Source organism: Streptomyces sp. NPDC048664, from assembly GCF_040650555.1.
In the GTDB taxonomy this organism is placed as follows: domain Bacteria; phylum Actinomycetota; class Actinomycetes; order Streptomycetales; family Streptomycetaceae; genus Streptomyces.
On record NZ_JBEZHK010000013.1, the window covers coordinates 1 to 22108 of the forward strand.

Genomic DNA, 22108 nt, shown 5'->3' on the forward strand with positions numbered 1-22108 from the left:
CTGAACCCCCCCCCACCACCCGGCGGCCCCAACCCCCAACACGGGGCCGCCGGACCCCCACACCCCCCACCAAGGCCCGGCCCAGGGCCCCCACGCCGGAGCCCGGACCCACCCGCACCGCACGGGCCTTCGCGGCCCGCGCCGACGGAAGCGGAACACCCAGACCAGGGCAGGATCAGTCCCAACGCCCAGGACCCGCCCACGTCCACCCTTGGCCCGGCCCCCCGGCCCCACCAACCCCCTCCACGCGGGACCCGGGGCCGGGCCACCAACCACGAGCGCAGAAAGGCCGCAGGCATGAAATTCGACGAGTGGGCCGAGCGCCTGGACCAGGTCTACATGGACGGAACCCAGCACGACTGGCGTGATGAGGACAAGACGGCGTGGGAGGATGCCATCCGCGAAATGGCGGCCGAGTTTCCCCACATCACCATCACGTGGATGGATCCAAAGTGTGGCTGCTGCACCTTGGACGCCCCGGCGCTGCTCGCCTTCGACGACCCGCGGGGCCCGGGTGCATTCGAATTGCTCTACCCGACCTTTCGCCCGACACACACCTACTACCTGGGCTGACGACGCCCCCCGCGAGGTCTGCTCGACCTTGATCAAGTCCCAATGCGAGGGCGCGGTGGGGAATCGGCCGGCGGGGTGGTCATGTCGCGGCGCGCAGGGTGGTGCGGCGGGCGAAGGCTGTGACGCCGGGTAGGTCCGGCCGACGCGCGGCGACCTCGGCCGTCAGCGCGCGGACTGAGGGGCGGCGGGCCTCCTGCGGCGCGGCTCGTTCCACGAGTTGTAGCTGGACGAACGCGGTCGCCACGTCTCCGGCGGTCAGCAGGGCGCGGGCGGTGTCGGTCGCCGCGCGGGCTCGGCGCTCCGGTGTGGTCAGCGCGGTCGGCTCCAGGCCCGCGGCGTACGCCAGGGCTCGGTCGACGTCGCCGAGCTTCTGGTGGATGCCGACCCGGTACAGCACGCACTGCGCTGGCGACAGCTCTGCGCCAGCCGGTACCCGTCCGCGGTCGCGGAGGAGGCGGGCCGCGGTCTGTTCGGCCAGGGACGCAAACTGCTCGGCGACGGCGGGCATTCGGGCCTGGGCGGCGGTGTAGGCCGCGGTCAGGGCCACCATGCCGGACGCGTCCAGGACGGCCGCGGACGGCCGGGGAGCGGTGCCCAGCTCATCGTGCGCTTCTGCGAGCAGTTGCAGGGCCGTGTCCGCGCGGCCCGTACGACGCAGCGGTGTCGCGGCCGCGCGCGCGGCGGCCGCGAGGAGTTCCGGTCGGCCCGAGCGGCGGGCCGCCGTCCCTGCCCTGACCGCGAAGGCGGCCGCAGTGCCCATCTCAGCTTCCTTTGCTGCTAGTTGAGAGACGAGTACCCATACCCCCGCCGCGCGGCTGGCGCCGACTGGGTCCGTTCGCTCGCTCTCGCTCGCGCGGGCGATCATCCCTGGGAGCATCTGGTGGAGCCGGTCGTAGCTGCCGGCGGCGAACAGCCTGCGCGCAGCCGGCAGATCCCCCTCGTCCAGGTGCTGGCCGTGTTCGCCGGCCAGCACCGCTGTCGTGCCGCCCGTCCACAGCACCGCCGCGCAGAGCCCGGTCTCCAGTACCCTCCTGCGCTCCATGACCACGCCACCGTCCTCCCCGGCCGCTGTGTCCCGAGCGTCCCCCCGGCGTATTCGGCCCGATGTTGCGACGGTACGGGTCTGGCCGTGCCTCGGGCAGGGCGCACGTCTGTCGGCTCCGTGCGCCTCTTGCGTCCCTGGCGCGCCGGGGCCGTGGGCGAAGGGCGGGTAGGCGGCTGTGCGTAGGCGAGGCCCTGAGGGCATGGCACGGTCTAGGGACGGCGGCGATCGGGTTGGCCCTCTCGCGCCTTCCGGCACCTGGTCCGGGCATTGAGGCAGACGGACTCTTTTTGTTGTTGCATATTGCGCTTCCAATATGTATTGTTGCTCTTGCGGGGCCGGGGAGCGAAGACCTTCGGCCGAGAAGCCACCCGACCAGCGGACCGCCGCCCGCGGCCTCGTCGGGGAAGAAGACCCGGCCGAGGTCACCAACTGGATGTCCCTGGAACGGCCCCGCGCCAGAACGGCCCTTCCCATGGGGCCGTCCGTGCCTACCCACACCACTCCGACGATCGTGAGAGCTCGCGTTGTTCTATCTGATGATGTGCCCTTGTTGCGGCCGCCCGACGTTGTTTCACGAACTGGAGCGACACACCGCCCCGAGCCTCTTGATCGACCCCGAGACGGGCCTGCCGCCTGGTATCTCTCCCGACGGTCGCAGCGTGGCCGCGTCGCCAGAAGCCACAGCCAGAGCGCGTAGGCGGCCCCTGTGCCAGTCGTGCATCAGTGACGTAGAGGCCGGCGGCGCGGTGACCTTCTCCGTACGTCTGAAGGGCGAGCAGACGGCGATGGCCATCGCATCTGAAATGCCCCTCCTCGACGATGAGGGCCGGGTGATGGCCGTCCGCTGCCCGGCCGCCGGGTGCGGTGCGGTTGTCGATCTGATCGATGGCCGGCTGGATCGCCACCTCGTGCGCGGCCAGAAGTGCCGGACTTCGGGCGTACAGGTGGTGGTCGCTGAGGGCTGAAGCGTGAGCTAAACAGCCTCACGTCGGCCTTCGACTGCTGATCACACCTACCGCCTGGCTGACTCTCCAGCCCTCCGGGGCCCATGCCCCAACCCCATCCGACCCCGCTTGTCGGGGCGCGCAAGCAGGAGGACCGCGCCTTGAGCACCAAACTCAGCCCCTCCGACCTGGCCGAGGTCGAAGAACTTCTCGCCCGTTGGAACGAGGCCGTCGATGGCGACAGTAACGACGCCGAGCACGAGATCGGCGTCGACATGTCGGAGTTCCTGTGGAGGCTCCACGGCGGTCTGCCCGAGCGTGAGCTCTGATGGCCATCTACCGTCCCGGCGAGGTCAACTGCGGCCACTGCAACGAACCGACTGGGATCCCGGCTGACGACTGGGTCGGAGAAACCCGTACCGAAGACGGCGACTACGTCGCCTCCGTTGACCCCTGTGTGCGCTGTGAGGTTCACACCTACGGCACCCACGACCGCTGCCCCGACGACTGCCCCGACTGCGCCGAGAACGACGCCGCGTAAGGCATCGGGGCAAACAGATGCGGAGTTGATCTCAACATGAGCGCCCCCGTCCCGGGAACCGGGGCGAGTAAGCGTCCCGCGAGGCGTCGCAAGGTCAAGAACGCTCGGACCGGCTCCGTGGGGAGCAAGATCCTGCCGGGCCGGTACAGCGATGAGGGCGAAAAGGGGCCCTGGTTCCGCCGTCTGGTTCGCCGCGCCGAGACGCGCAGCTGGCGGCGTGAGGCATCGCGGTTCTGACGGCTGCCCTCAACCAGGCCTTGGCGTAACTCCGGACGGCCGAAGAGCCGTACACAGCCAAACGCCTACGGCCCCACTCCTTCCGCCGGTTCGAGGGCGCCGGCCGAGCGACCGAAGCCCCTCTACTTCACCGCTGCCGACAACGCCCGCGGTGCTGTCCCTCTTCATGCGCGCCCGCCGTGGCGCTCGATCGTAGGAAGAATCGTGTCTGCTGATCTGCAGCTCCGCATCCATTCGATTCCCGCTGGCGAGGTCGTCGCGCTTCTCGACCTCATGCGGGAGCACAGGCTTCGCGGCGAGTATGAGCGTGGTCCCTCCGAGACCCTCACGCTGGGACAGGTCTACCGCGCCCGGGACGCCGCATTGGGCCTCTGCGAGGAAGTAGCCGCGCGGCTGGAGGAGGACGCTCCGAACGCCGTGTTCGAGCTGTGGCAGGACCCTCACTGGAGCGCCGACGGGCACTACCACGCGTACGCCCCCGACTTCGGGCACTTCGAGGCTGGTTGCGATACCGAGGGCGTTCCGCATGTCGGCGTGCACGAACTCATCCAGCGGCTCAGCAGCAGCCCGGAAGCGACACTCGGCGACTGGATGGCGGGTGAGGGTGCCGACCTGCTCGGCACCGCCGTGCTCGCCGTGGTGGGCAAGTATCGGGCCCAGCAGTCGTCAGCCTCCTGATCCGGGCAGGCTCCTCCCTCCTCTCACTCCGTCGGGGCCGGCTGGCCCGCGATGCGCGCTGAGGCGCAGCGTCGCTACTCCGCGATCGCCTCAGAGGCGACGCACGCCCTCAGCCAGGCCCTCGTCGGCTCCCCACCCACGATTCACTGGAGAACTGATCATGGCGGACATCCGCATGCGCGTCCTCGGGCACCCCTGGGAGCGAACCACCGTCTCTACCGACGCCGGAAGCCGGGAAGAACTGTTCATCGCCCTCTTCCTCAGGGCGATGGAGGCCGTCCCCGAACTGCTCGCTTTGCCCGGTGACCTGGAGGCGTACACCGTGCGCTGGGACGGCGAGGAGGTGTCGATCTTTCACCCGGATGTGGAGCAGGCCGTCTTCCGCGCCCAGCCCGACGCCGAGGGCTCTGCGCAGGGGGGCGCTCCGGTCGGGACGCGGCCGCCCGAGCTGTGGCGCGAGGAGCGCGGCCACGGCTTCTACCCGGCTCCGGAGGTGCTGGCCGAGATCCCGGCTCTGTGGGCAACGGTCCTGGAGCCGCATGAGCACAGGGTGGTCGGCCTCCGGTACTACTCCGCCGAGGGTGAGTGGTACGTCGTGGAGGTCGACGACGCGAGCGGCCGGGCTTACGGGTGGTCGTGCCTGGGGGGTGACCTGTCGCAAGGCGGGTGGGGCCTGATCGATCTCCCGGCTCTGGAGTCACTTGGTCCGGACGATGACCCGTCCCAGCTGGTCGTCCGCGATCTCGATTTCGCACCCGATGCCGCGGCCAGTGTCTTGCCGAAGGGCCGCCCTCACGATTCTTGCGGAGATGCGGATTGCCCGGTGTGTCCGCCCGACTTCATGACGGCGTACGTTGCTCGGCTGCGGGGCGTAATCGCGGAGCACGGGTTCGCTATCCAGCCAGTTCTTGGTGATGAGAGTTCTGCTTCCTATTGCTACACCATCGGTCTGCACGAATCTCTGGGGTGCGAGTTCGTGATGGCCGGCCTGGACGTCCGGGTGATGCAGGGCCTGCTTCACTCCCTCATCGAGCGGTTCGCCGGATCGTCTGGTCCAGTTGACGGTGAGGCGCTGGACGGGGTTCTTGCGAACGGATTCCAGCTGCTCATGCGCCCCGTGACGTCCCTGGAGCCCTTCTCGATGCTGCGGGCGGTGTACGGCCAGGAGATTGCCGTGCCGTATTGGCAGGCCGTGTGGCCCGATAGCGCCGGCATCTTTCCGACGGACGCTTCCTGCTCGCTTTCTCCTGGAACCCAGCCGCTTCTTTAGCCCAATTTCGGGTTTCCGACTCTTTATGTCTCGGAGATTCTTCTGTGCGCCAGCCTGAACCATTGAATGCCATTGATGAGCTGCGGCTCTTCCTGGATTTCGCAGTTCCGCTGTGCGGTGCTGACATCGCGTACAAGCTCAGGCAATGGGGCCATTCGCGCGAGCAGGCCAAGGCCTGGCTACGTGGCGAGGCCGAGCGCGCTGGTGGCAGCCTGGGCGAGAACGGTGACGCGATCCAGTTCAGCGATGGTCGTCCTCGGTCGGGACGCGCGCAGAACCGTGTGGCCCGGACCGCGAGCGAACTGGCGCGCGGCGTGGCAGCGGCGGCGCTGCTCGCCCAACTGGAAGGGAAGAGCGGCGTCGAGGCCTTCGGCGGCTTCTACGGTGTCACCGCCAGGCCCGCCGAGGCCGACACGCCGCGCGTTCAGGACAGTGGCGACGATGCCGTCGGTGTCGCCGCTCGCGGTACCTGTCCTGTGCGGAAGCCGACGGCGTGATGCCTTGTGGCAGTCCCCTCGCCGTGCTTGTCCTCGTGCTTCGTCCCGGGCCGGTGGAAATCGGTCAGGGGCTCTTGGGTCATTCGTTAGGCTCGCCGTGGCCCGTGCCGGAATGGAGTGTGCGGGACAGGCCCCGGTCCCCGTGACGGGACGCAGTACGGCCGGGGCCGCCACTCCCCGGGCGTAGGTCGTACGCCCGCCGACGGCTCAGTCCAAGCGGGAGAAGTCGAGATCCACCAGGATCTCCTTGAGGTCCACCTTCTCGTCGCGGCAGAAGCCCCGAAGCTCGTCCCACATTTCGGGGACTCCCTCCAGAGCGCCACTGAGCAGGGACAGTTGTCCGCGGTCCTCGTCGTACTCCTCGGCGTGGAGGTAGACCATCTCCGCCTTCTGGAGTTCGCGTACGACGCTGAGCAGCGTCGTACGGTCCGCCGAGAAGCGCCTCAGCACCAGTTCGAAGTCCGTGGTCTCCTCGTGCACCACGAGGGCGAGCACCTGTCGGGCCATCCGCGTGAGGCCGCCGACCCGCCCCGCGAAGCGGTTGACCAGCTGAAGGAAGTCCTGTTCGTCCGACGGGTCCTGGTTGGCGTCCTCCCAGGCGAAGAAGCGCGTCATGGTGGTGGCGGGGCGGACCAGGGAGCCGTTGACCGTGTCGCGGAACTCGGCCTCGATGTCGTCGACCGTGTAGCGGTACGTGGCCTCGTGCTTCTGTTTGACTGCCCGCAGGTACTCGACGGTGTAGTCGTGCCGGGTGACGCTGCTGTCGATCAGGTCGTGGTGCACCCCGCACAGCAGCATCAGATTGTCGAAGTCCCGCAGCTGGTCGACGTCCTGGCCGTCCCACGCCTCGTGACGGGCGCTACCGGGCTCGGCGCCGATGATGTGGGCGATCTTGCCGACCCAGGCGCCCTCCTCCGTGACCAGCCGGGTTGAGCAGTGCGGGTCGCCCCAGGCGCATTCGTTGCCGGAGAACGCCCACAGCCGGCGTGCGACGCCGGACAGCGGCTCCTTGCGGTTCTTCTCGGAGCCGTTCGTCCGCTTGGCCACAGCCCGCCCTTCCTTCGCCCTGACGACAACTCGCAGCGTAGTCCAGCTGATTGAGGTGCGGCGGGCGTGCTGATTGTCCGGCTGCTACCAGCGCAGGGTCGGCCGGGGGCGGGGGACGAGTTCGGCCTGCTCGGCGACGGCGACGAGGCGGTCGGCGGTCTCTTGGCCGACCGCCTCGACGAGGCAGTCGAGGTTCGAGGCGATCAGGAGCCAGGAACGCCCCGGCAGCACGCTCAGACGGGCGACGGCATCCGCGAGTGCTCCCGCCTCCAGGGCCATCATGGCCTGGACGTCGGCGGGGTCCGGCTTCAGCGGCACCTTCGCCTCGCGCACCAGGTCGACGGAGAGTGTCAGGTCGTCGATGACCGTGACGGCGGTGGTGTTCTCGATCATGCTGGGCTCGTAGCTGCGCTTGAGCTCATAAGCCTGGTGGACGGTGATGTTCTCCTCGCGGTAGCCGGCGGCGAGGAGGCGACGCAGCCCGGCGTAGGCGGTGTGGGACTTGCCGGACCAGTGCGGTCCCAGGAGGAGCAGGCGGGCGGTGTCGCCGGCCAGGATGGTGGAGCACCATTCGGCGATGGCGGGGTGGTCGGACTCGGCATCGCTGAAGAGCGGGGGTACGACGGGCATCGGCCCAGCGTATGCGGCCGCGTAGTTGGCGGTTGTGCTGGGTTTGATGCCGGGCGCTGCTGGCTGGCTTCTGGTGTGGGTGAACTTCGGGCGTTGTCGCCCGCGTGCGTGTCGTGGCCGGGATGATGTGGCACGCGCAGGGCTGCGGCGGTCGTGGGAGGGGATCGAAGTGAGCAGGTGGGGGAAGCAGGAGGACCGGCTGGTGGTGCGGGCCGTCGACGTGCTGTCGGGCGTGCTGAGCGGCGCGGCGCCGGAGCCGGCCCGCCGTGTCGTCGCCTCCCGGGCGCTGCTGGTTGTCGAGGAGTTGATCTTCCCGCTGCACGAAGAGCTGGTGTTGGCGGAGAACGCGGACGCCGCGGCTCGGGAGGCCACCGATGAGCAGTGGACGGACGACGCCGCGGTGCGCCGGTGGGTGACCGAGACGCTGGCCGAGCACGCCTTTTCCTACAACATGCTCCATGAGGTGTGGGAGGACGATCCGGACCACGTCGAGCCCCAGGGTGACCACCCGGTATGGGCGCTGCTGGAGCTGTCCCCCCTCGCGCGGCGCCTGCGGCTATGGCAGGAGGCGTCCGCGAAGACCGCGGTCGGCCTGGGCGGCGAGGTCGGCGTCGGCGCGCACCAGATCGGACACTGGGCGGCGGGCCGCTCCCGACCCGGGGATGGAGAGCGGGCGGCACTGGCCGGGGCGCTGGGTGTCCATCCGGCGTGGCTGCACGCGGCGCGCGACGAGCAGCCCGATGTGCAGTTGTACCGGTTCGCGTCCTGCCCGTGCGAGAAGCCGACCGCCCTGGCGCGCCTCGGGCTGGGCCGGGAGGAGCCGGACTGGTACGACAGCCCCGCCGAGCAGGCTGCCGCCGTGCACTGGTGCGGGTGCGGGCAGTCGTGGGTGAAGGACGTGGCCGGGTGGCTGCTGCCGCTTCCGCCGGGGGAGGAGCCGGCCCCGTCCTACGGGGACCGGGTCGACCTCGGCCATCCCCTCAGCCGCAGCCCCTCGGTGACTCTCGAAGAGCCGTGGCCGCGGGCACTGTGGCAGCCTCCGGCCGGCAGGAAGAGCCGCGCCCGCACCGCCTACCGGGTCCCCGAACTGCTCACCCAGGAGCCGCAGGTCCTGCCCGTACGGCCGGATGTCGCGCGCGTCGTCGTCCCGGAGCCGGTGTGGGGTGCCGGTTCGGCGGAGCGGCTTGCCGCGAACGCGTCGTGGTGCCGCACCTGCCGGGCCCTGGTCGACGCGCCCAAGGGGACGGCCGGCGGCCCGTGGGTTCTGCTGCACCGCAGCGAGCCGGAACGCGAGCTGAGCACCTGGACCTACCCCACCGAGAAGGACGCTCTGCACCACGGCGCCCATCTGGCCATGACGTACCTGCAGCTGGACGACGGTCCCCTCGACCGCGTGGCACTGGACCTGTTCACCGGCCAGGCGCACGCCCAGGTCATCGACCGGTTCCTCGAACTGCACCCCGAGACGACCCAGTTCGAGGTCGCCGAGCTCGTCCCCATGCGCCCTGACGAGTTCTGATCGCCGACGCGCTACCCCGGCCGCGCCGGGTCGGGCGGTCAGGCGTCAGCCGTCGTCAGCCAGGCGATCCACGCGCCGTCCTGTGCCCGGCCAAGGTGAAGGTCCGGCGTGTGATCGGCCATGCGGGCACAGATCCGGCCGTAGGCCCCGTGGCGGGCGGGGCACAGCCGGGCCAGTTCCTCGGGGGTGAGCGCCGCGAGGTCGTCGGAAAGGCTCTGGCCGGCCGCGGTCGCGCGTGCCTGGGCGCCTCGGCGACGCTCGACGGCGTCCCGGCGCTCGGCGAGCAGGCGCAACCAGCGCAGGTCGCTGTCGTCCTGGTCGCCCGCAGGGGTGTAGAGGCACTGGCGCGCACCGTGCTCGTCGAGCTCGTCGACGACGGTCATGCCGATCGCCTCGAGCATGCGGCACGAGCCGCTGTTGGCCTTCTGGGTGACCGCGACCAGCGGGCCACCGCCGGGGACGGCGTCCGTCCACCAGCTGACGGCTGCCGCGACGGCCTCCCTGCCCAGGCCTTCGCCCCAGGCGGCGGGGAGCAGCTGGTAGGAGATTTCGGCGCGGCCCTCGCACCTGTGGTCGGCGACGATGGTCACCAGGCCGATCGGCCGCTGGTCGGCGACGCGGACGACGGTGAAGGCGCCGGCCGTCGTTGGGTAGGCGGCCTGCCGGGCGGCGACGCGATCCTCCGTGACCGGACCGCCGAGATGCGCGCGCACCCGGTCGTCGGTCAACAACTCGCTTACCAGGGGGCCGTCTTCCCGGGTGACCGGCCGCAGGAGGAGACGGTCGGTGCGCAACTGGGCGGGCCAGACACGGTCCAGGGCGGTGTCGACAGAATCCATGGCGCTCACCCTTCCTTGAGCCGAGCATCGCCGTGCGGGATTCGCCCGCTACAGTCACGCGGCAGGGGGCCGGAGCCACTGACATTGGCTCCGGCCCCTGTGTCTGGCGGCGAAAACGGGTCAGTCGGTATCCTCGCGCGGTTCGAGCAGGGCGAAGTACGTCTCACGCTGCTGCTCGGTCAGCTCGCCGTCGAGCGAGAGCGCCGACCTCAGGGCGCTCAGGGTGTCCGCCGCCGGCATCTTCCACGTCTTGTGGGCCTGGCGCTGGATCTCCCCGATGGTGGCGTACGCCTCGCCGGGGAAGCACCGGATGTACCAGTCGAGCATCTTGCCCACCGAGGGCGTCAGGTTGAGGTGCCACCACTCCGGGGACGCCTCACCATCCGTGGCGTCCTCGTCGTCGGCGAACATCTCGACGGTTTCGGCGAAGTCGTGCAGCACCGCTGCCCGCACGGTGCGCCCGAGGTGTTCAGTGGGGACGATCTGGTCGAGGCCGGCGGCCACCGACCAGGCGAGCTCGCCCGCGATCTGGGTGACGGACTCCTTGTTGCGGTGGCGCAGCACCCACCGCTTGCGCACGTCGGGCCGGTCGTACAGGGCGTGCTGGAAGTCGGCGGCGAACCGGTCGCGCACCTCGGCCGCCCCGGGCGAGAGGGCGTCACGGTCGCCGGCGGACATGGCCTCTCCGACGCCCGTGTAGGAGCGCTTGCGGGCCTCCACCCAGTCATCGGCCACCGCGCGGGCCCACTGGTCGCGACCGCCGACGACGGCCTGCGGGCGCGGGACCTCGCTGTTGCCGCGTGAGATGTAGGCCCGCAGCGTCGAGGCGGTGATGCCGCCCAGCTCCGCCATCTCCGGTGCGCCGATGAGCTGCGCCCCCGTCAGCTCGGGGCTGGAGACGTCGACCACGCACCGCTCCAGCGGCAGGGCACCGTCCTGCTCCTGGTGGTGCTTTGCCCATAGCGCCAGGTGGTCGAGCCAGTTGTCCGGCCGCGGGGCGTCCGGGTCGAAGGTGGCTACCTTGCTGACGTAGGCCTTGGCCGGGTCGGCGCGGCCGTCGAGCATGTCGGAGGCGGTGACGGTGACGGCCATGCGGGCCTTGCGCTTCTCGTAATCCTGGGCGACGGGGTCCCAGACCTGGCCGGGCCGGTACCACGTATCACCGTTCCACCAGTAGCCGCCGGCGCGGAACAGCAGCACCTCGCCGTCCCACTCGGTGTGCAGGCCGGAGGTCTCGCCGTCCCGCACGAGCAGCACGGTCCGGCCGTGGTCGGGGTGGTAGCGCACCGCCCAGCCGAGCGCGTGGTTGAGCGGGTCAGTGGTGAAGGCCCGCCAGCTCTTGTCGGAGCGGTCCATGTCGAAGCGGCCCCACATGCCCGGGCCCCGGTTGCGGCCGATGGCCTCGATGGCCTCCGGCCCCTCGTCGAGCGGGAGGTGGGAGTCGTCGATGAAGGGCAGGCCCGGCACCGGATGATCGGTGCGCAGGCCGTTGGCGAGCGGAAGAACGTGATTCAAGGCTGATTCCTCGTTTCACTTCAAGTGCTGCACTTCTTGTGCATCACTGATGTTGTCTCCCTTATACATGTGCGGCAACCCTCTTCGTGCAGCCGTTTCCAGCCAACCTCACAGCCAGTCGTCCGGGAACCGCTTACAGAGGTGACCGCGTCGGATACCTTCCTCTCTCATCCAACGCGACGGACAGGACACGACGACTCGTCGCAGCGTGTCACGACAGGAAGGAAAGCCAGCCCGTGCTCGAGTACTTCGCCCATGACGAGCCCCGCCCCGCCCCGTTCAACGCCGACGAGCTCAAGCCGGAGCACGCCAAGGCCATCGGTGCCTTCCTGGACGAGCGCGTGAAGGAACTCCGTGCGAAGCATCCTGCGGGCAGCCCCGAGGAACGCGCGGCCCGCGCCTTGAAGGAAGCCGTCGGCGTGCACCTCGACGCGCTAAACGAGTGCTTCGAGGATGAGGAGCCCGACACCCTCCAGGCGCGTAAGACGTCCTGGAACCGGCTGGTGTTCATTGTCTGGCCTTGGGAGGGAACGGAGGGATACGACGCCTACCAGTGGCGGCTGGTCCGCCACCTTGACGCCGACGCCGCGGTCGAGAGCGCCCGCCGTCTGCTCGCCACCCGCCAGGAGGTCGCGGACAAGAAGCGTGCCGAGCGGCAATAGCCACGGCCACCCGGTACCTCGGGCCGCTCAGAGCCAACCGTTACGGCGGACGGGGCCCACTGCGGGCTGAGAGTCACCAGGTAGAGGCGGCGACGTGGCGTTTGCAGGGGACGCGATGATGCGGGGCCCTGTACCCCTTGAGCGCTCTGAGCTTCGGCCGGAAAGGACCATGCCCGCAGCCGGTTCAGGCGGCTGGACGGACGTCTTCCTGCTCGAGGGGCGCGCCTTCCGGAACGGCGCCCTTCGCGTGCTTGAGGGCCTGCCGTGCGGCGACCATGTCTGGGCCCTTGATGCCCTCCTGTTCGCAGTGCGCCCACCAGGTGTGGCACTGCACCAGCGCCGTGGCGGCGCGCAGTTCCTCCATGAGCCGGTCGAACTTGTTGGCCTCGTCGGGCGTCCAGCCGGGCGACGCGGGTCGGCCGCACCGTTCCCTTCCCTGCTCCGTCTCGTCTGGCCAGCCGGCATGAGGTTCACGGGACCAGGGGAGCGTCGCCTGGTGGGCGCGGAGAGCGGCGTACAGCTCCGTCACCTGGCGCTGGGCCGCGACCAGGTCGGCGGGGAAGTTCCGCGGGTCGAACGGGCCCGGTTCTGGTGCGGGGGTACTCATGCTTCGGAGCTTAGTTCGACCGGCTGACAAACCTCCGCCAGCGCGCGACCGTGCATCTGACCGCTTCATCCCGGCTCGGGTCGAGCGGAAGCGGGGCGGGTCCCTCCTTGGTTCTTCAGCACGAGGGGCCCGCCATGCTCTTCCAGGCAGGAAGGTGCGATGCGCTGCTCATGATGCCCCCGGCTTCAGCAGGCGGGTAAGGGCCCTCACGTTGTCATTTGCCTCGGGCTGCGAGCAGTTGGGCTCGGGTGTAGGTCACCGTGCCGGGGGCGTCGCGCAGGAGCTCGAACAGCGCTCGCGGTGCCGCGGGATCGTCGGGACGTACCGCGGGGGCGGAGATGTCGTCGAGGAGGACATCGACGAGGCGGGCGAGGGTGAGGCAGCCGTTGCCCGAGTAGCCGTAGCCGATGCCCCAGCCGTCCCGTTCGGGTGCCAGCCACAAGGTCTGGTCTTCGGTACGGATCCAGCAGATCCCGGCGCTGAGGACGAGGGCCGCGAGCGGCGAGCGGGTCGGCAGGCGCTGCAGTGTGCAGGTGGACAGATCCGTAGCGCCAGTGTCCGGGTCGCGCTGCAGCACGGGGACGCCGGCGACGGGATCGTGGAGGAGGACGTCGCTGTCGGCACGGCGGTCGTTGTCCAGCAGGACCTTCTCCAGGACGGTCGGTGGTTGGTCGGCATCTGCCGGGACCAGGCGCCTGGCCCACTCACGGGCGGTGGCGCAGGCCTCCGGCCGCACGCTGACCACAGCTCCGGTGTGCCAGTCCCGGCCACCGTCCCAGCGCTGCGCGAAGGCAGCGACCCGGTGGGCGAGAACGTCGCGGCGTTCGGTGATGCTCAGCCAGCCGGCGCGGCGGACCATCTCCGTCGGCTCCTCTGGGGCGGGGCGCAGCAGCGAGGCCGGTACCGCGCCAAGGACAAGGTGGGCACCGTCGCCGCCGTCGGCCGCGTTCTTGCGCAGTTCGGCGATGTAGCGGGTGGTCGACGAGTGGCCGCGGTGGCGGACTTCGCGAGCGAGGTACCAGCACAGCTCGGCCGCCGGGGACCCGTCCGGCTCGTCCGCAGCGAGCTCCGTCAACGCCGTGACTGGGGTGGCGATGTCATGCGCGGGCACCACCGCCGGTGGGGCGCCCGGCCGCCAGGCGGCGATCGAGTCACGGTCGCGCAGCGCGTGGAACCAGTACGGCGCCGGCTGTCCGAGAAGGGCCGCCAGCTCGGCCCATGTTGTGTAGTACGGCTGGTCGCCCCCGTCAACGTCATAGGCCTGGAGGTCAGGCACCCAGGGTTGGCTCACTTGGGTGCTGGTCTGTGCCACGACCACGCACGCGTATCTGTCGGCCAGGCGTGCACCGTGGTGTCGGCGCAGGGCACTGGTGACGGTCTTGGGGGCGGCGTTGCCGTCGACCAGCGAGTGCACAAGCGCGACGCCGCCGAGGTCGGTGTCCCACCGCAGCACCGCGTAACGGTCGATGAACTCCGCCCGGTCGAACACGGCTTTTCCTGCAGGCTGTTGGAGCCATTGCTGCTGGTTCGCATGGCCGTTGCCGTCGTCCGGTGCGTTCCGTGTGAACAGCGTCATGCCGTCCCCTCCCCAAGACCGTCAGCACATCCCCCTGGCCGGTAGACCGGCCCGGATTGTCTGCCGCCCCCACTCTGCCCGGCGTTGCGGCCCGGCACCCGTGAAGCACGAGAACCGGACATGGCTGACACCTGACCGCCCGACTGTTCGGCATTGAAGCCTTGCGGTACACCCACCCGCTTGATGTCGTGGCGCGTACGAGTATCGCCGGTACGGAAGGAGGGGACCGGCATGCTCCTCGGCGGCCGTCTTGCCCATGCAGAGCGGCTGTTGCAAGGCCGTAGAGTCGTGGGTGGGCTCCGGGGTGAGTGCCGGGTCGTCCGACAGACCCGGGCGCCCTTGCCGTCGGCTTGGGCTTGACCGGTGGATCTCACCTGGAGTTGCAGGCTGCCGAGTGACAAGCAGGTGCTGGTGGTCTTCACTCCAGGGAATCCAGCACAATCGGCCGCTGCCGTCATTGGTTCATCGGGCGGCAGAACGGACCAGACCGAGGACCGGGTCGAGACGCAGGATGTGTCGTTCTGTCCGTCGGCCCTGAATACGCCCGTCAGGCAGTACCCGGTGAGGCAGCAGACGCAGCTCGCGGGCGAGCGGAGTCTTGTTCCACTCCGTGGGCGGGGCGGTGTCGGGGTCGTCGGGTAGATACGTTGCGGGAGCCGGGATGCTGAGACGGGCGAGATCGGCGACCTGTTCGCGGGTCAGCCGCTTGCGCCCGGGGGCTGGCATGGGCAGGGGGCAGCTGCGCTGGGGGTCGAGCCAGTAGGTGGCGTCGTCTGCGTGGTAGACGGGCAGCAGCCGTGCCGAGTCGGCGCCGAGGCGGGTGGTAAGCAGGTCGGGGTCGAGGTCGCGGTCGGTGATCGGGTAGAGGTCAGTGAGGGTGTCGGGGGCGGGGATGGCAGCGGTGTCAGCGGCCGCAGCGTATGCGGCATCCTGGCCAGCGCGCCGGTGGTCGTCGTGCAGAGCTTGTTCGGCGAGGGTGTTCAGGTCCGCGTAGACGGTTTCGATCATGGGGGTGACGGCGTCCGGGATGGCGACGGGTATGTCAGCCTTCTCGGCGAGCAGGTCGCGGGTCCGGCGCAACAGGGCCTGGTCGTAGACGTTCCCCCACGCTGGTGGTGGCAGCTCCCCGGCGGGTGACAAGACGACTAGGCGTGGGGCGGGTGCCCAGGCGGGACGGTGCCCGCGGCCGGCGAGGGAGTGGCGGTGTCCGCGGCCGGCGCGCTGAAGGAGCTGGGCGAGGGGTGCGAGGTCGGTGATGACGAGGTCGAAGTCGACGTCGAGGGACTGCTCGGCGACCTGAGTGGTCACCACGATCCACGGCTCGCGCGGTCGGCGGGCGCGGGGGCCGAGGAGAGCGAGGAGTCGGCGGGTGATGTCCTCGCGCTGCCATTGCGGCATGCGGGCGTGGAGCAGCAGGAGCTTCGGGGTGCGGGTGCCGGAGCGGGCGGCGAGGGCTTGGTAGGTGGCCTGAGCGTCAGGAACGGTGTTGCAGACGATGAGGACGGCACCGGGGTCTTCACTGGCGTCGTAGAGCGGGGCGAGGGTTCGCCTCAGCTGTGTGGCGCGTCCGTCGGGGGCGCTGGGGTCATGGGTGTGGCGCACGAGGTGCTGGTCGACGCCGAGAAAGTGCGCGCGGGCGCTGGGGATCGTGCCGGAGTCGGTCACGACGCCGGTGGTCGAGTCCGCGAACAGCCAGCCTGGGTAGGCCGGGTCGACGGGCTGTGGGGTGGTGTGGCCGGCGCCCTGGAGGTAGGCGTGGACCAGGCGCTCGGCGAGGTGGCCGGCGAGGGTCGCGGACAGCAGTACGACGGGAGCGCCGAAGTGGCCGAGCCACTGGAGCAGGCGGACAGTGAGGGCGTGGCCGAAGGCGTCGTAGGCGTGGGCCTCGTCGATGATCACGGTTTTGCCGGACAGGCCGAGCCAGCGCAGGGTGTTGAATCGCATGGGCAGGCAGGCCATCGCGGCCTGGTCCCAGGTGCCGACTGCTGCGCCGGCGGCCAGGCCGAGGTGCTTGCGGCGCATGAAGTCGCCCGCCGTCGTGGACACCCCGTCGTCGGAGAGTTCGGTGTCGGGGGCGTCCGTGGAGTATGCCTCCTTCAGCCAGGCCATTCCGTGCAGCAGAGTCACTGGAGTGTCGGCGGCCGCGGCACGGCGGACGTAGGTGCGTACGCGGTCCCACATCGCATCGGTCGTGGCCATCGTCGGCAGCAGGACCGCGAGGCCGGGGTGGCCGGCCGCCGCGCCGAGAAGGCGGGCGCCGAAGAGTCCCGTCTCCGTCTTACCGTCACCGGTGGGTGCGGTCACCAGCAAAATCCCTGGTCCGGTCACGAGGCCGGGCAGGCGGGCGCCGATATCGGCCTGCAGCGGGTACGGGTGGGTGATCTCCGGGAAGACGTCCGAGAACCGGGTCGCAGGCGCCCACTGTGGTGCCGCAAGCTGCAACTTCTCCACGGCTGGGCTCGCAGCGGCGAGGGCCCGCTGGAAGTGGGCCTCCCAGTCCTCATCTGCGGCAGCCAGCCAGCCGCTTTGCCGCGCCGACACCCACTGGTGCCCGGACGCGATCCAGTCCGCGAGCACCACCAGCCCGGTCACCAGCACCGCCGCTCCCGCAGGCGCCACCCGCGCCGGCGCAGCAGGGCGTCCGCACGCCCGGTGCACGACGTCCACCAAAGCGGCCCGCTGCTCCTGCCATCCCGTCGCCGTCCCGATGCGCGGCTCCGTCTTCTCCGGGTGCAGCAGCGTCACCCGGTCCAGCATGGAGCCGTAGACGCCGTGATGTCCTCCAAGGATCTGCGCCACCTGATGCGCCACCGACTTCCCCGGACGCGACGCAACGTCGTACCCGAAGTCGGCCAGGATGGACGGAAGAACGAGATGCGTCACCCGTTCATGACGTACGGAACCCTCGTTCATCCACCCTGCCGGGGATGCGAATTCCTTCCGCTGCAGGAACTCCGGTTCGGGGCCTGTTGGGGATGCTTGGAAAGAAGGGCAGCATTTTCCCAGGTCATGGAGGCCAGCCCAGAACCCCACCAGTGCACGCGCCTGACGCTCCGAGACCCCGAAGGACTCGGCTGCAAATCTGCGCTGACCTGCCGAGAGGTGAACGTCCCAGAGCAGCATGGCGACCGCTGCAGTATCCAGCAAATGGCACCCCAGCGGATACGGAGCGGGAAGCTCATCGAACTTTCCCCATACGCAGGAACACAAGTCAGTAACCATTAAATACATCACCTCAAATAAACGAAAGAAAAATGAAACATCAGCCTGAGGAACAACAGGACCCACGCGTCGGCGGCCAAGACTGTTTACTCCCTGGCGATCGCCGACGGGTGGAAGATGGACGTCCCCGTCGGCCAGCTGCACACAGTGGTGTACGACAGGGGGCGCCACCCCAAGGGCGGGCTCCCGCACAAGCAGGCTGCGCTCCGGTCGGCGCCAGGTCAGGTACGTAGCGTGCGATGACCCCGAGCAAACGGGCTGTCCTCGTAACCACTCAAGTCGGGTGGCCCCCGCATAGGCGGTTTTTCAGATGCCACTGACCGAGCCTTCCGCTCCCGGCCTCGCTCGGTGAACAGCTCATCCGGGACAGGTGGATTGGACGGTTAGACCACAACAAGGGCCGCCACCAGATTCACAACCACGGAGGACTCCCGCACGGGCGGGCGGCACCGGATCGGCCCGAAGTGCCGCGACTGCCGCGACGGTTGACTCCCGCACGGGCAGGCTGCGCTGTCTCGGGTCCTGCCTGTACGACGCAGCAGGTATCGGGCGCGTGCCTTCCACGATGGTCTCCCGCACAGGCGGATTGCACGCCGGCTGGAACGCCAGGAGTTCCGGTGGACCCTCGCGCTTGCTGGCTGGACAACGGGATGACCTCACCCGCGCTGGTGGACTTGCGCACGGGCGGGCGGCACATCGTCGGCAGCGCCGTCGTCGCGGTCATGATCGGAGGACTCCCGCACAGGCGGGCGGCACGTGAGCACGTGGACATCCGGGATCGCCACAACCGGAGGACTCCCGCACGGGCGGGCGAATCTCAGCCGTTGTCCTCGCGCCACTCGTTCATCGCCGGAGAACTCCCGCATGGACGGAACCCGGGTGTACTGCCGCCGTACACGATGGACGACGGAGGATTCCCGCACAGGCGGGCTGCGGCCTCGGCAGCTTCCGACCCGCTACACGACGCGCGGTGGACTCCCGCGCGGGCAGAGGCACTAGACGTCAACCGGGATCCACGGTGCACCGATCGGACGACTCCCGCGTGGGCGGGCTGCACTGGAGCTCCATCAGGTCGCGCCGGTCGGTTCCCGGTGGACCCACTCATTGGCAAGCTGCTCGACGCAGTCACGGGAAACGCTGGTACGGCAACGATGGACGCCCGCACGGGCGGGCGGCACCGGATGAAGTGCTTGACGAAGCAGGCGTACATCGGGCGACTCCTGCACGGGAGGGCGCCATTTCACGGGCTGGGAGTCGCTGGCTTCCCAGCTCGGAGGACCCTCGCGCGGGCGGGCTGCACGTCTACGGATCTTGTTCAGTTGATCTGTGCAGCGGTGGACCCCGCTGAGCGGGTTGATGGCCGCCGTTGCCAGACTCCCGCACGGGCAGGCAGCACCTTCAGTGCCGGGTCGCCTGCTTCGGTAGTCATTGAAGGACTCCCGCACCGGCGGGAGATCGATGGCATCCCGCACGGGCGGGCTTGGAGTACGTCCAGGAGACCATCGGAGGCCCCCGCATAGGCGGGTGACACAACCACTTCGTCGTCGACCCAGGGAAGTACGACGGAGGACTCCCGCACGGGCGGGCAGCGTCCGAACGTACTACAACGAGGCCGGGGACCTGATCGGAGGACTCCCGCACGGGCGGATTGCGCACGAGCCCCGTGGCAGTCCACGTTTTCACCATCGGCGGACCTCCGCACAAGCGGGTGACGCTGTCCCCTGTCGTCTACGTGATGGGTCGGTGGTGGAGGACTCCCGCACGAGCGGGCTGCACTGGAGCTCCATCAGGTCGCGCCGGTCGGTTCCCGGTGGACCCACTCATTGGCAAGCTGCTCGACGCAGTCACGGGAAACGTGCTGTACGGCAACGGTGGACACCCGCACGGGCGGGCGGCACGAGGAGAAGCCGGTCATCACGCCCGGCTAGGTCGGAGGACTCCGCACTGGCCGGCACGTGCGCTCCGGAAGCAGAAGCCAGGCACGCTCCGGAGGACCCCCGCATGGGCGGGCCGCACTCCAGGCCGATCAGCGGTGCGGACTCGGGAACCGGAGGACTCCCGCGCGGGCAGGCGGCACAGCTCCAGAGCGCGGGCTGCTTGCTGTCCTGCGTTGGAGGTCAACCGCACGGGCGGGCGGCACGAAGCCAAGGCCAACGCCGCACTGCTCGGTCTCGGAGGACTCCCGCACGGGCGGGCTCCCCATCCGGCAGATACACGAGGGCACGGGCCTGATCGGAGGACTCCCGCACAAGCGGGCAGCACTACCTGGCCACCGTCAGGGATCGCGCGTTCGGCGGAGGACTCCCGCACAGGCGGGCGGCAGTAGATGGTCTTGTAGCCGAGGTCGATGGGCTCCGTTGAACTCCCGCACAGGCGGGTGACACTCGCCGGTGATGCTGTTCTCGTCGATGTACGCCGGACGACTCCCGCACGGGCGAGCGGCACATCTGTCCGTCCGAGCCGATCGGGATCGCGTACGAAGGACTCCCGCAAGGGCGGACGGCGCATGATCCCGATGTCGCGCCAACTCCTCTTGCCAGGGATCGCTCCCGTGCCGATGCCGCTATCCGAGTGGGTCGCGATCGACCCGAAAGCCGACGGAAGACCCCCGCACTGGCGGACGGCACTCGATGATGGTCTCGAACTCGCCGACGATGTACGGGGAACTCCCGCATGGGCGGGCGACACAGCGGGGCGAAGATCCAGCGCGACCAGCGGACCGGAAGACTTCCGCGCGGGCCAGCTGCACCGCCCCCAAGCTGGGGACCCCTTGAGCGGAGGACTCCCGTAGGCGGGCTGCATGTTATCGGCCGCGTCCAGAAGCCCATGGGTAACGGAGGACTCCCACGGGCGGGCTGCACCGCCGCCGATCCCTATGGGGCTGTTTCCTCGGCGGAGGACCCCCGCACGGGCGGGGCGGGCGGCACCCACACGGACGACTCCCGCGCGGGCGGGCACTTGGTGAGGTCGACCTTCTCGGTGTCCTCCTTCGGGGGAGTCCCGCGCGGGCGGGCGGCACACCCGGTGCGCCCGCCGGTACGGCACCGTGCACGGAGGACTCCCGCATGGGCGAGCGGCACAACTCCGCCTCAATCTCGTGCATCTCCTCCATCGGAGGACTCCCCCACCGGCGGGTGACGCAGCCTGGCAGGCTTGTTGTTGGCGACCGCCCACGGAGGACTCCCGCACAGGCGGGCTGCATTCCCAATTGCCGCGGCTGCACAGCACGGTCAGCGGACGACTCCCGCATGGACGGGCAGCGCTTCGCCAGCTGCCGGGTGTCGATCATGCCCTTCGAAGGACCCCCGCGCAGGCGGGCTGCACCTAGCAGCGTTCACCGGCGTGCGGACCTGGCTCGATGGACTCCCGCATGGACCGTCTGTACATCGCGGGCGGCGCTGTAGTCGCGGTCGTGATCGGTGGACTCCCGCACAGGCGGGCAGCATCTGCAGTGCCGGGTCGCCTGCTCGGTAGTCATTGAAGGACTCCCGCATCGGCGGGGATCGATGGCATCTTGCGAAGACGGGTATGCACTCGTCGTGTGCGCCCCAGTGGTAGGCGCCGAATGGTGGACCCCGCGCGGGCGGGTGGGACACTCTGACGTCGTTGTTCCGTTGGTCGGGGATCGACGGCCTCCGCAGGAGCGGATTGCAGTTGGGATGGCGTCTCCCGTCAGCGCTGGCCTCCCGCACGGGCAGGCGGCACCGGATGACCATGCCCTCCATGACGCCGGGCACCGGACGACTCCCGCACAGGCAGTCGGCATGTCAGCTCGACGGGCGCCTCGTGTCCGGCGGCCGGACGACTCCCGCACGGGCGGGTGGCACTTGTCGCCGCCTTGTGTTTCTTCTCCGGCTACGGTGGACTCCGCACAGGCGGCAGCACTTCGCCGCCGAGTCGGTGGGACTGGAGCACGACGGAGGACTCCCGCACAGGCAGGCGGCGCGATTCCTCGTCGCTCTCGTGGAAGCAACAGGCCTTGCACCAAGCGAACCCTGCGATGAGTTGCCCCTCCCAACGCACGTATCACGGCGTCCGGGCCGGTGGACTCCTGCACGGGCGGGCTGCACAGGGCCCGCGCCGTTACGCGCGGCTGGTGATCCGGAGGACTCCCGTACGGACGGGCGGCACACCCAGTCCGGCGACCTCTCCGCCGACCTCAACGGAGGACTCCCGCGCGGGCGGGGGCACATCCGGCAGATGAAGGAAGGGACTGGTCTCGTCGGAGGACTCCCGCACAGGCAGGCGGCACGATTCCTCGTCGCTCTCGTGGTTCTCCTCCATCGAATGACTCCCGCACGGGCGGGCTGTGCTTGATGGTGTTGGCCATTTTGCCAACCCCACCCGGAGGACCCCCGCGCCATTAGGGACTCCCACACGGACGGGCCGCACGGCGACAAGCTCACGGCCGTGATCGCGGAGACCGGAGGACTCTCGCGGGCGGCAGCACCGCGTCCTTCTCCCCGTAGAACAGGGAGAGTTCGAACGACTCCCGCACGGGCGGGTGGCACACGTTCTCCAGCGTGGTCGCCTTGCCGTCAACCGGACGACTCCCGCACGGGCGGGCGGCACTCTCCGGGGTGTCCGTGGAGGTGGTCTCGGAGTGGACGACTCCCGCACGGGCGGGCGGCACCTGGTCAGCATCTTCAAGGCCCTGGGCAGCGTCGGACGACTCCCGCACGGGCGGGTGGCATCAAGTCGCGCCG

General features: G+C 69.7%; 19 protein-coding genes. 9 read left to right on the forward strand and 10 right to left on the reverse strand.

Annotation, left to right across the window (positions count from 1 at the left end; genetic code table 11):
- Nucleotides 1–297: 297 nt before the first annotated feature.
- Nucleotides 298–573: a hypothetical protein gene (locus tag AB0C59_RS16275; RefSeq protein ID WP_331724678.1), complete on the forward strand. Its 276-nt coding sequence runs from the start codon at nucleotides 298–300 to the stop codon at nucleotides 571–573.
- Between the two features lie 79 nt (nucleotides 574–652).
- Here AB0C59_RS16275 and AB0C59_RS16280 read toward each other — a convergent pair whose 3' ends face one another.
- Complete coding sequence (locus AB0C59_RS16280) at nucleotides 653–1615, reverse strand: transcriptional regulator (RefSeq protein WP_363004925.1); 963 nt, start codon at nucleotides 1613–1615, stop codon at nucleotides 653–655.
- A 749-nt stretch (nucleotides 1616–2364) separates the two neighbouring features.
- Here AB0C59_RS16280 and AB0C59_RS16285 point away from each other — a divergent pair.
- The 6 genes from AB0C59_RS16285 (at nucleotide 2365) to AB0C59_RS16310 (ending at nucleotide 5785) form a co-directional block, all read left to right on the forward strand.
- On the forward strand, nucleotides 2365–2583 hold the full coding sequence (locus AB0C59_RS16285; RefSeq protein WP_363004927.1) for a hypothetical protein: 219 nt from the start codon (nucleotides 2365–2367) through the stop codon (nucleotides 2581–2583).
- A gap of 140 nt (nucleotides 2584–2723) precedes the next feature.
- Nucleotides 2724–2891 (forward strand): hypothetical protein, encoded by a 168-nt coding sequence (locus AB0C59_RS16290; RefSeq protein ID WP_200402129.1) that lies wholly within the window; start codon nucleotides 2724–2726, stop codon nucleotides 2889–2891.
- Nucleotides 2891–3103, forward strand: a complete 213-nt coding sequence (locus AB0C59_RS16295; RefSeq protein ID WP_205383783.1) for a hypothetical protein — start codon at nucleotides 2891–2893, stop codon at nucleotides 3101–3103. Before AB0C59_RS16290 ends, AB0C59_RS16295 begins: the two co-directional genes overlap by 1 nt.
- Nucleotides 3104–3544: 441 nt before the next feature.
- A complete protein-coding gene (locus tag AB0C59_RS16300; RefSeq protein ID WP_363004929.1) occupies nucleotides 3545–4018 on the forward strand; it encodes a hypothetical protein in 474 nt (157 codons plus the stop codon).
- A gap of 160 nt (nucleotides 4019–4178) precedes the next feature.
- Nucleotides 4179–5288: a DUF4262 domain-containing protein gene (locus AB0C59_RS16305; protein ID WP_363004931.1), complete on the forward strand. Its 1110-nt coding sequence runs from the start codon at nucleotides 4179–4181 to the stop codon at nucleotides 5286–5288.
- A gap of 62 nt (nucleotides 5289–5350) precedes the next feature.
- Nucleotides 5351–5785 (forward strand): hypothetical protein, encoded by a 435-nt coding sequence (locus tag AB0C59_RS16310; RefSeq protein ID WP_205383788.1) that lies wholly within the window; start codon nucleotides 5351–5353, stop codon nucleotides 5783–5785.
- Nucleotides 5786–5992: 207 nt separating this feature from the next.
- Here the strand turns inward: AB0C59_RS16310 and AB0C59_RS16315 are convergent, their stop codons facing one another.
- Entirely contained in the window at nucleotides 5993–6832 is an 840-nt protein-coding gene (locus AB0C59_RS16315; protein WP_205383789.1) for a hypothetical protein, read from the reverse strand.
- A gap of 84 nt (nucleotides 6833–6916) precedes the next feature.
- Complete coding sequence (locus tag AB0C59_RS16320) at nucleotides 6917–7462, reverse strand: hypothetical protein (RefSeq protein WP_331724674.1); 546 nt, start codon at nucleotides 7460–7462, stop codon at nucleotides 6917–6919.
- A 169-nt stretch (nucleotides 7463–7631) separates the two neighbouring features.
- Between AB0C59_RS16320 and AB0C59_RS16325 the strand changes: the two genes are divergently transcribed.
- Nucleotides 7632–8981: an XRE family transcriptional regulator gene (locus AB0C59_RS16325; RefSeq protein WP_363004934.1), complete on the forward strand. Its 1350-nt coding sequence runs from the start codon at nucleotides 7632–7634 to the stop codon at nucleotides 8979–8981.
- 38 nt (nucleotides 8982–9019) lie between these two features.
- Here AB0C59_RS16325 and AB0C59_RS16330 read toward each other — a convergent pair whose 3' ends face one another.
- Both AB0C59_RS16330 and AB0C59_RS16335 read right to left on the reverse strand, forming a co-directional pair.
- A complete protein-coding gene (locus tag AB0C59_RS16330; RefSeq protein ID WP_363004936.1) occupies nucleotides 9020–9820 on the reverse strand; it encodes a GNAT family N-acetyltransferase in 801 nt (266 codons plus the stop codon).
- A 120-nt stretch (nucleotides 9821–9940) separates the two neighbouring features.
- Entirely contained in the window at nucleotides 9941–11335 is a 1395-nt protein-coding gene (locus tag AB0C59_RS16335; protein WP_363004938.1) for a hypothetical protein, read from the reverse strand.
- A 236-nt stretch (nucleotides 11336–11571) separates the two neighbouring features.
- On the opposite strand from AB0C59_RS16335, the gene AB0C59_RS16340 reads away from it, so the two are divergent.
- Nucleotides 11572–11997: a hypothetical protein gene (locus AB0C59_RS16340; RefSeq protein WP_205383792.1), complete on the forward strand. Its 426-nt coding sequence runs from the start codon at nucleotides 11572–11574 to the stop codon at nucleotides 11995–11997.
- Between the two features lie 184 nt (nucleotides 11998–12181).
- On the opposite strand, the gene AB0C59_RS16345 is transcribed toward AB0C59_RS16340, so the two are convergent.
- The 5 genes from AB0C59_RS16345 to AB0C59_RS16365 all read right to left on the reverse strand — a co-directional run bounded on the left by AB0C59_RS16345 (nucleotide 12182) and on the right by AB0C59_RS16365 (nucleotide 22035).
- Nucleotides 12182–12604 (reverse strand): hypothetical protein, encoded by a 423-nt coding sequence (locus tag AB0C59_RS16345; protein ID WP_205383793.1) that lies wholly within the window; start codon nucleotides 12602–12604, stop codon nucleotides 12182–12184.
- Between the two features lie 214 nt (nucleotides 12605–12818).
- Nucleotides 12819–14180, reverse strand: a complete 1362-nt coding sequence (locus AB0C59_RS16350) for a hypothetical protein (protein ID WP_363004941.1) — start codon at nucleotides 14178–14180, stop codon at nucleotides 12819–12821.
- Nucleotides 14181–14642: 462 nt separating this feature from the next.
- The gene (cas3, locus tag AB0C59_RS16355; protein ID WP_363005215.1) at nucleotides 14643–17411 is read right to left on the reverse strand and encodes a CRISPR-associated helicase Cas3'; all 2769 of its coding nucleotides are present in this window, start codon (nucleotides 17409–17411) and stop codon (nucleotides 14643–14645) included.
- 4074 nt (nucleotides 17412–21485) lie between these two features.
- The gene (locus AB0C59_RS16360; protein ID WP_363004943.1) at nucleotides 21486–21686 is read right to left on the reverse strand and encodes a hypothetical protein; all 201 of its coding nucleotides are present in this window, start codon (nucleotides 21684–21686) and stop codon (nucleotides 21486–21488) included.
- A 118-nt stretch (nucleotides 21687–21804) separates the two neighbouring features.
- Nucleotides 21805–22035 (reverse strand): hypothetical protein, encoded by a 231-nt coding sequence (locus AB0C59_RS16365; RefSeq protein WP_363004945.1) that lies wholly within the window; start codon nucleotides 22033–22035, stop codon nucleotides 21805–21807.
- Between the last annotated feature and the right edge of the window lie 73 nt (nucleotides 22036–22108).

Bases quoted from the DNA above. Each gene is read 5' to 3' on its own strand.
- AB0C59_RS16295 (WP_205383783.1), top strand. From the start codon at position 2,891: ATGGCCATCTACCGTCCCGGCGAGGTCAACTGCGGCCACTGCAACGAA.
- AB0C59_RS16275 (WP_331724678.1), top strand. From the start codon at position 298: ATGAAATTCGACGAGTGGGCCGAGCGCCTGGACCAGGTCTACATGGAC.
- AB0C59_RS16280 (WP_363004925.1), bottom strand. From the start codon at position 1,615: ATGGAGCGCAGGAGGGTACTGGAGACCGGGCTCTGCGCGGCGGTGCTG.
- AB0C59_RS16360 (WP_363004943.1), bottom strand. From the start codon at position 21,686: ATGGAGGAGAACCACGAGAGCGACGAGGAATCGTGCCGCCTGCCTGTG.
- cas3 (WP_363005215.1), bottom strand. From the start codon at position 17,411: ATGTATTTAATGGTTACTGACTTGTGTTCCTGCGTATGGGGAAAGTTC.
- AB0C59_RS16320 (WP_331724674.1), bottom strand. From the start codon at position 7,462: ATGCCCGTCGTACCCCCGCTCTTCAGCGATGCCGAGTCCGACCACCCC.
- AB0C59_RS16350 (WP_363004941.1), bottom strand. From the start codon at position 14,180: ATGACGCTGTTCACACGGAACGCACCGGACGACGGCAACGGCCATGCG.
- AB0C59_RS16305 (WP_363004931.1), top strand. From the start codon at position 4,179: ATGGCGGACATCCGCATGCGCGTCCTCGGGCACCCCTGGGAGCGAACC.
- AB0C59_RS16345 (WP_205383793.1), bottom strand. From the start codon at position 12,604: ATGAGTACCCCCGCACCAGAACCGGGCCCGTTCGACCCGCGGAACTTC.
- AB0C59_RS16330 (WP_363004936.1), bottom strand. From the start codon at position 9,820: ATGGATTCTGTCGACACCGCCCTGGACCGTGTCTGGCCCGCCCAGTTG.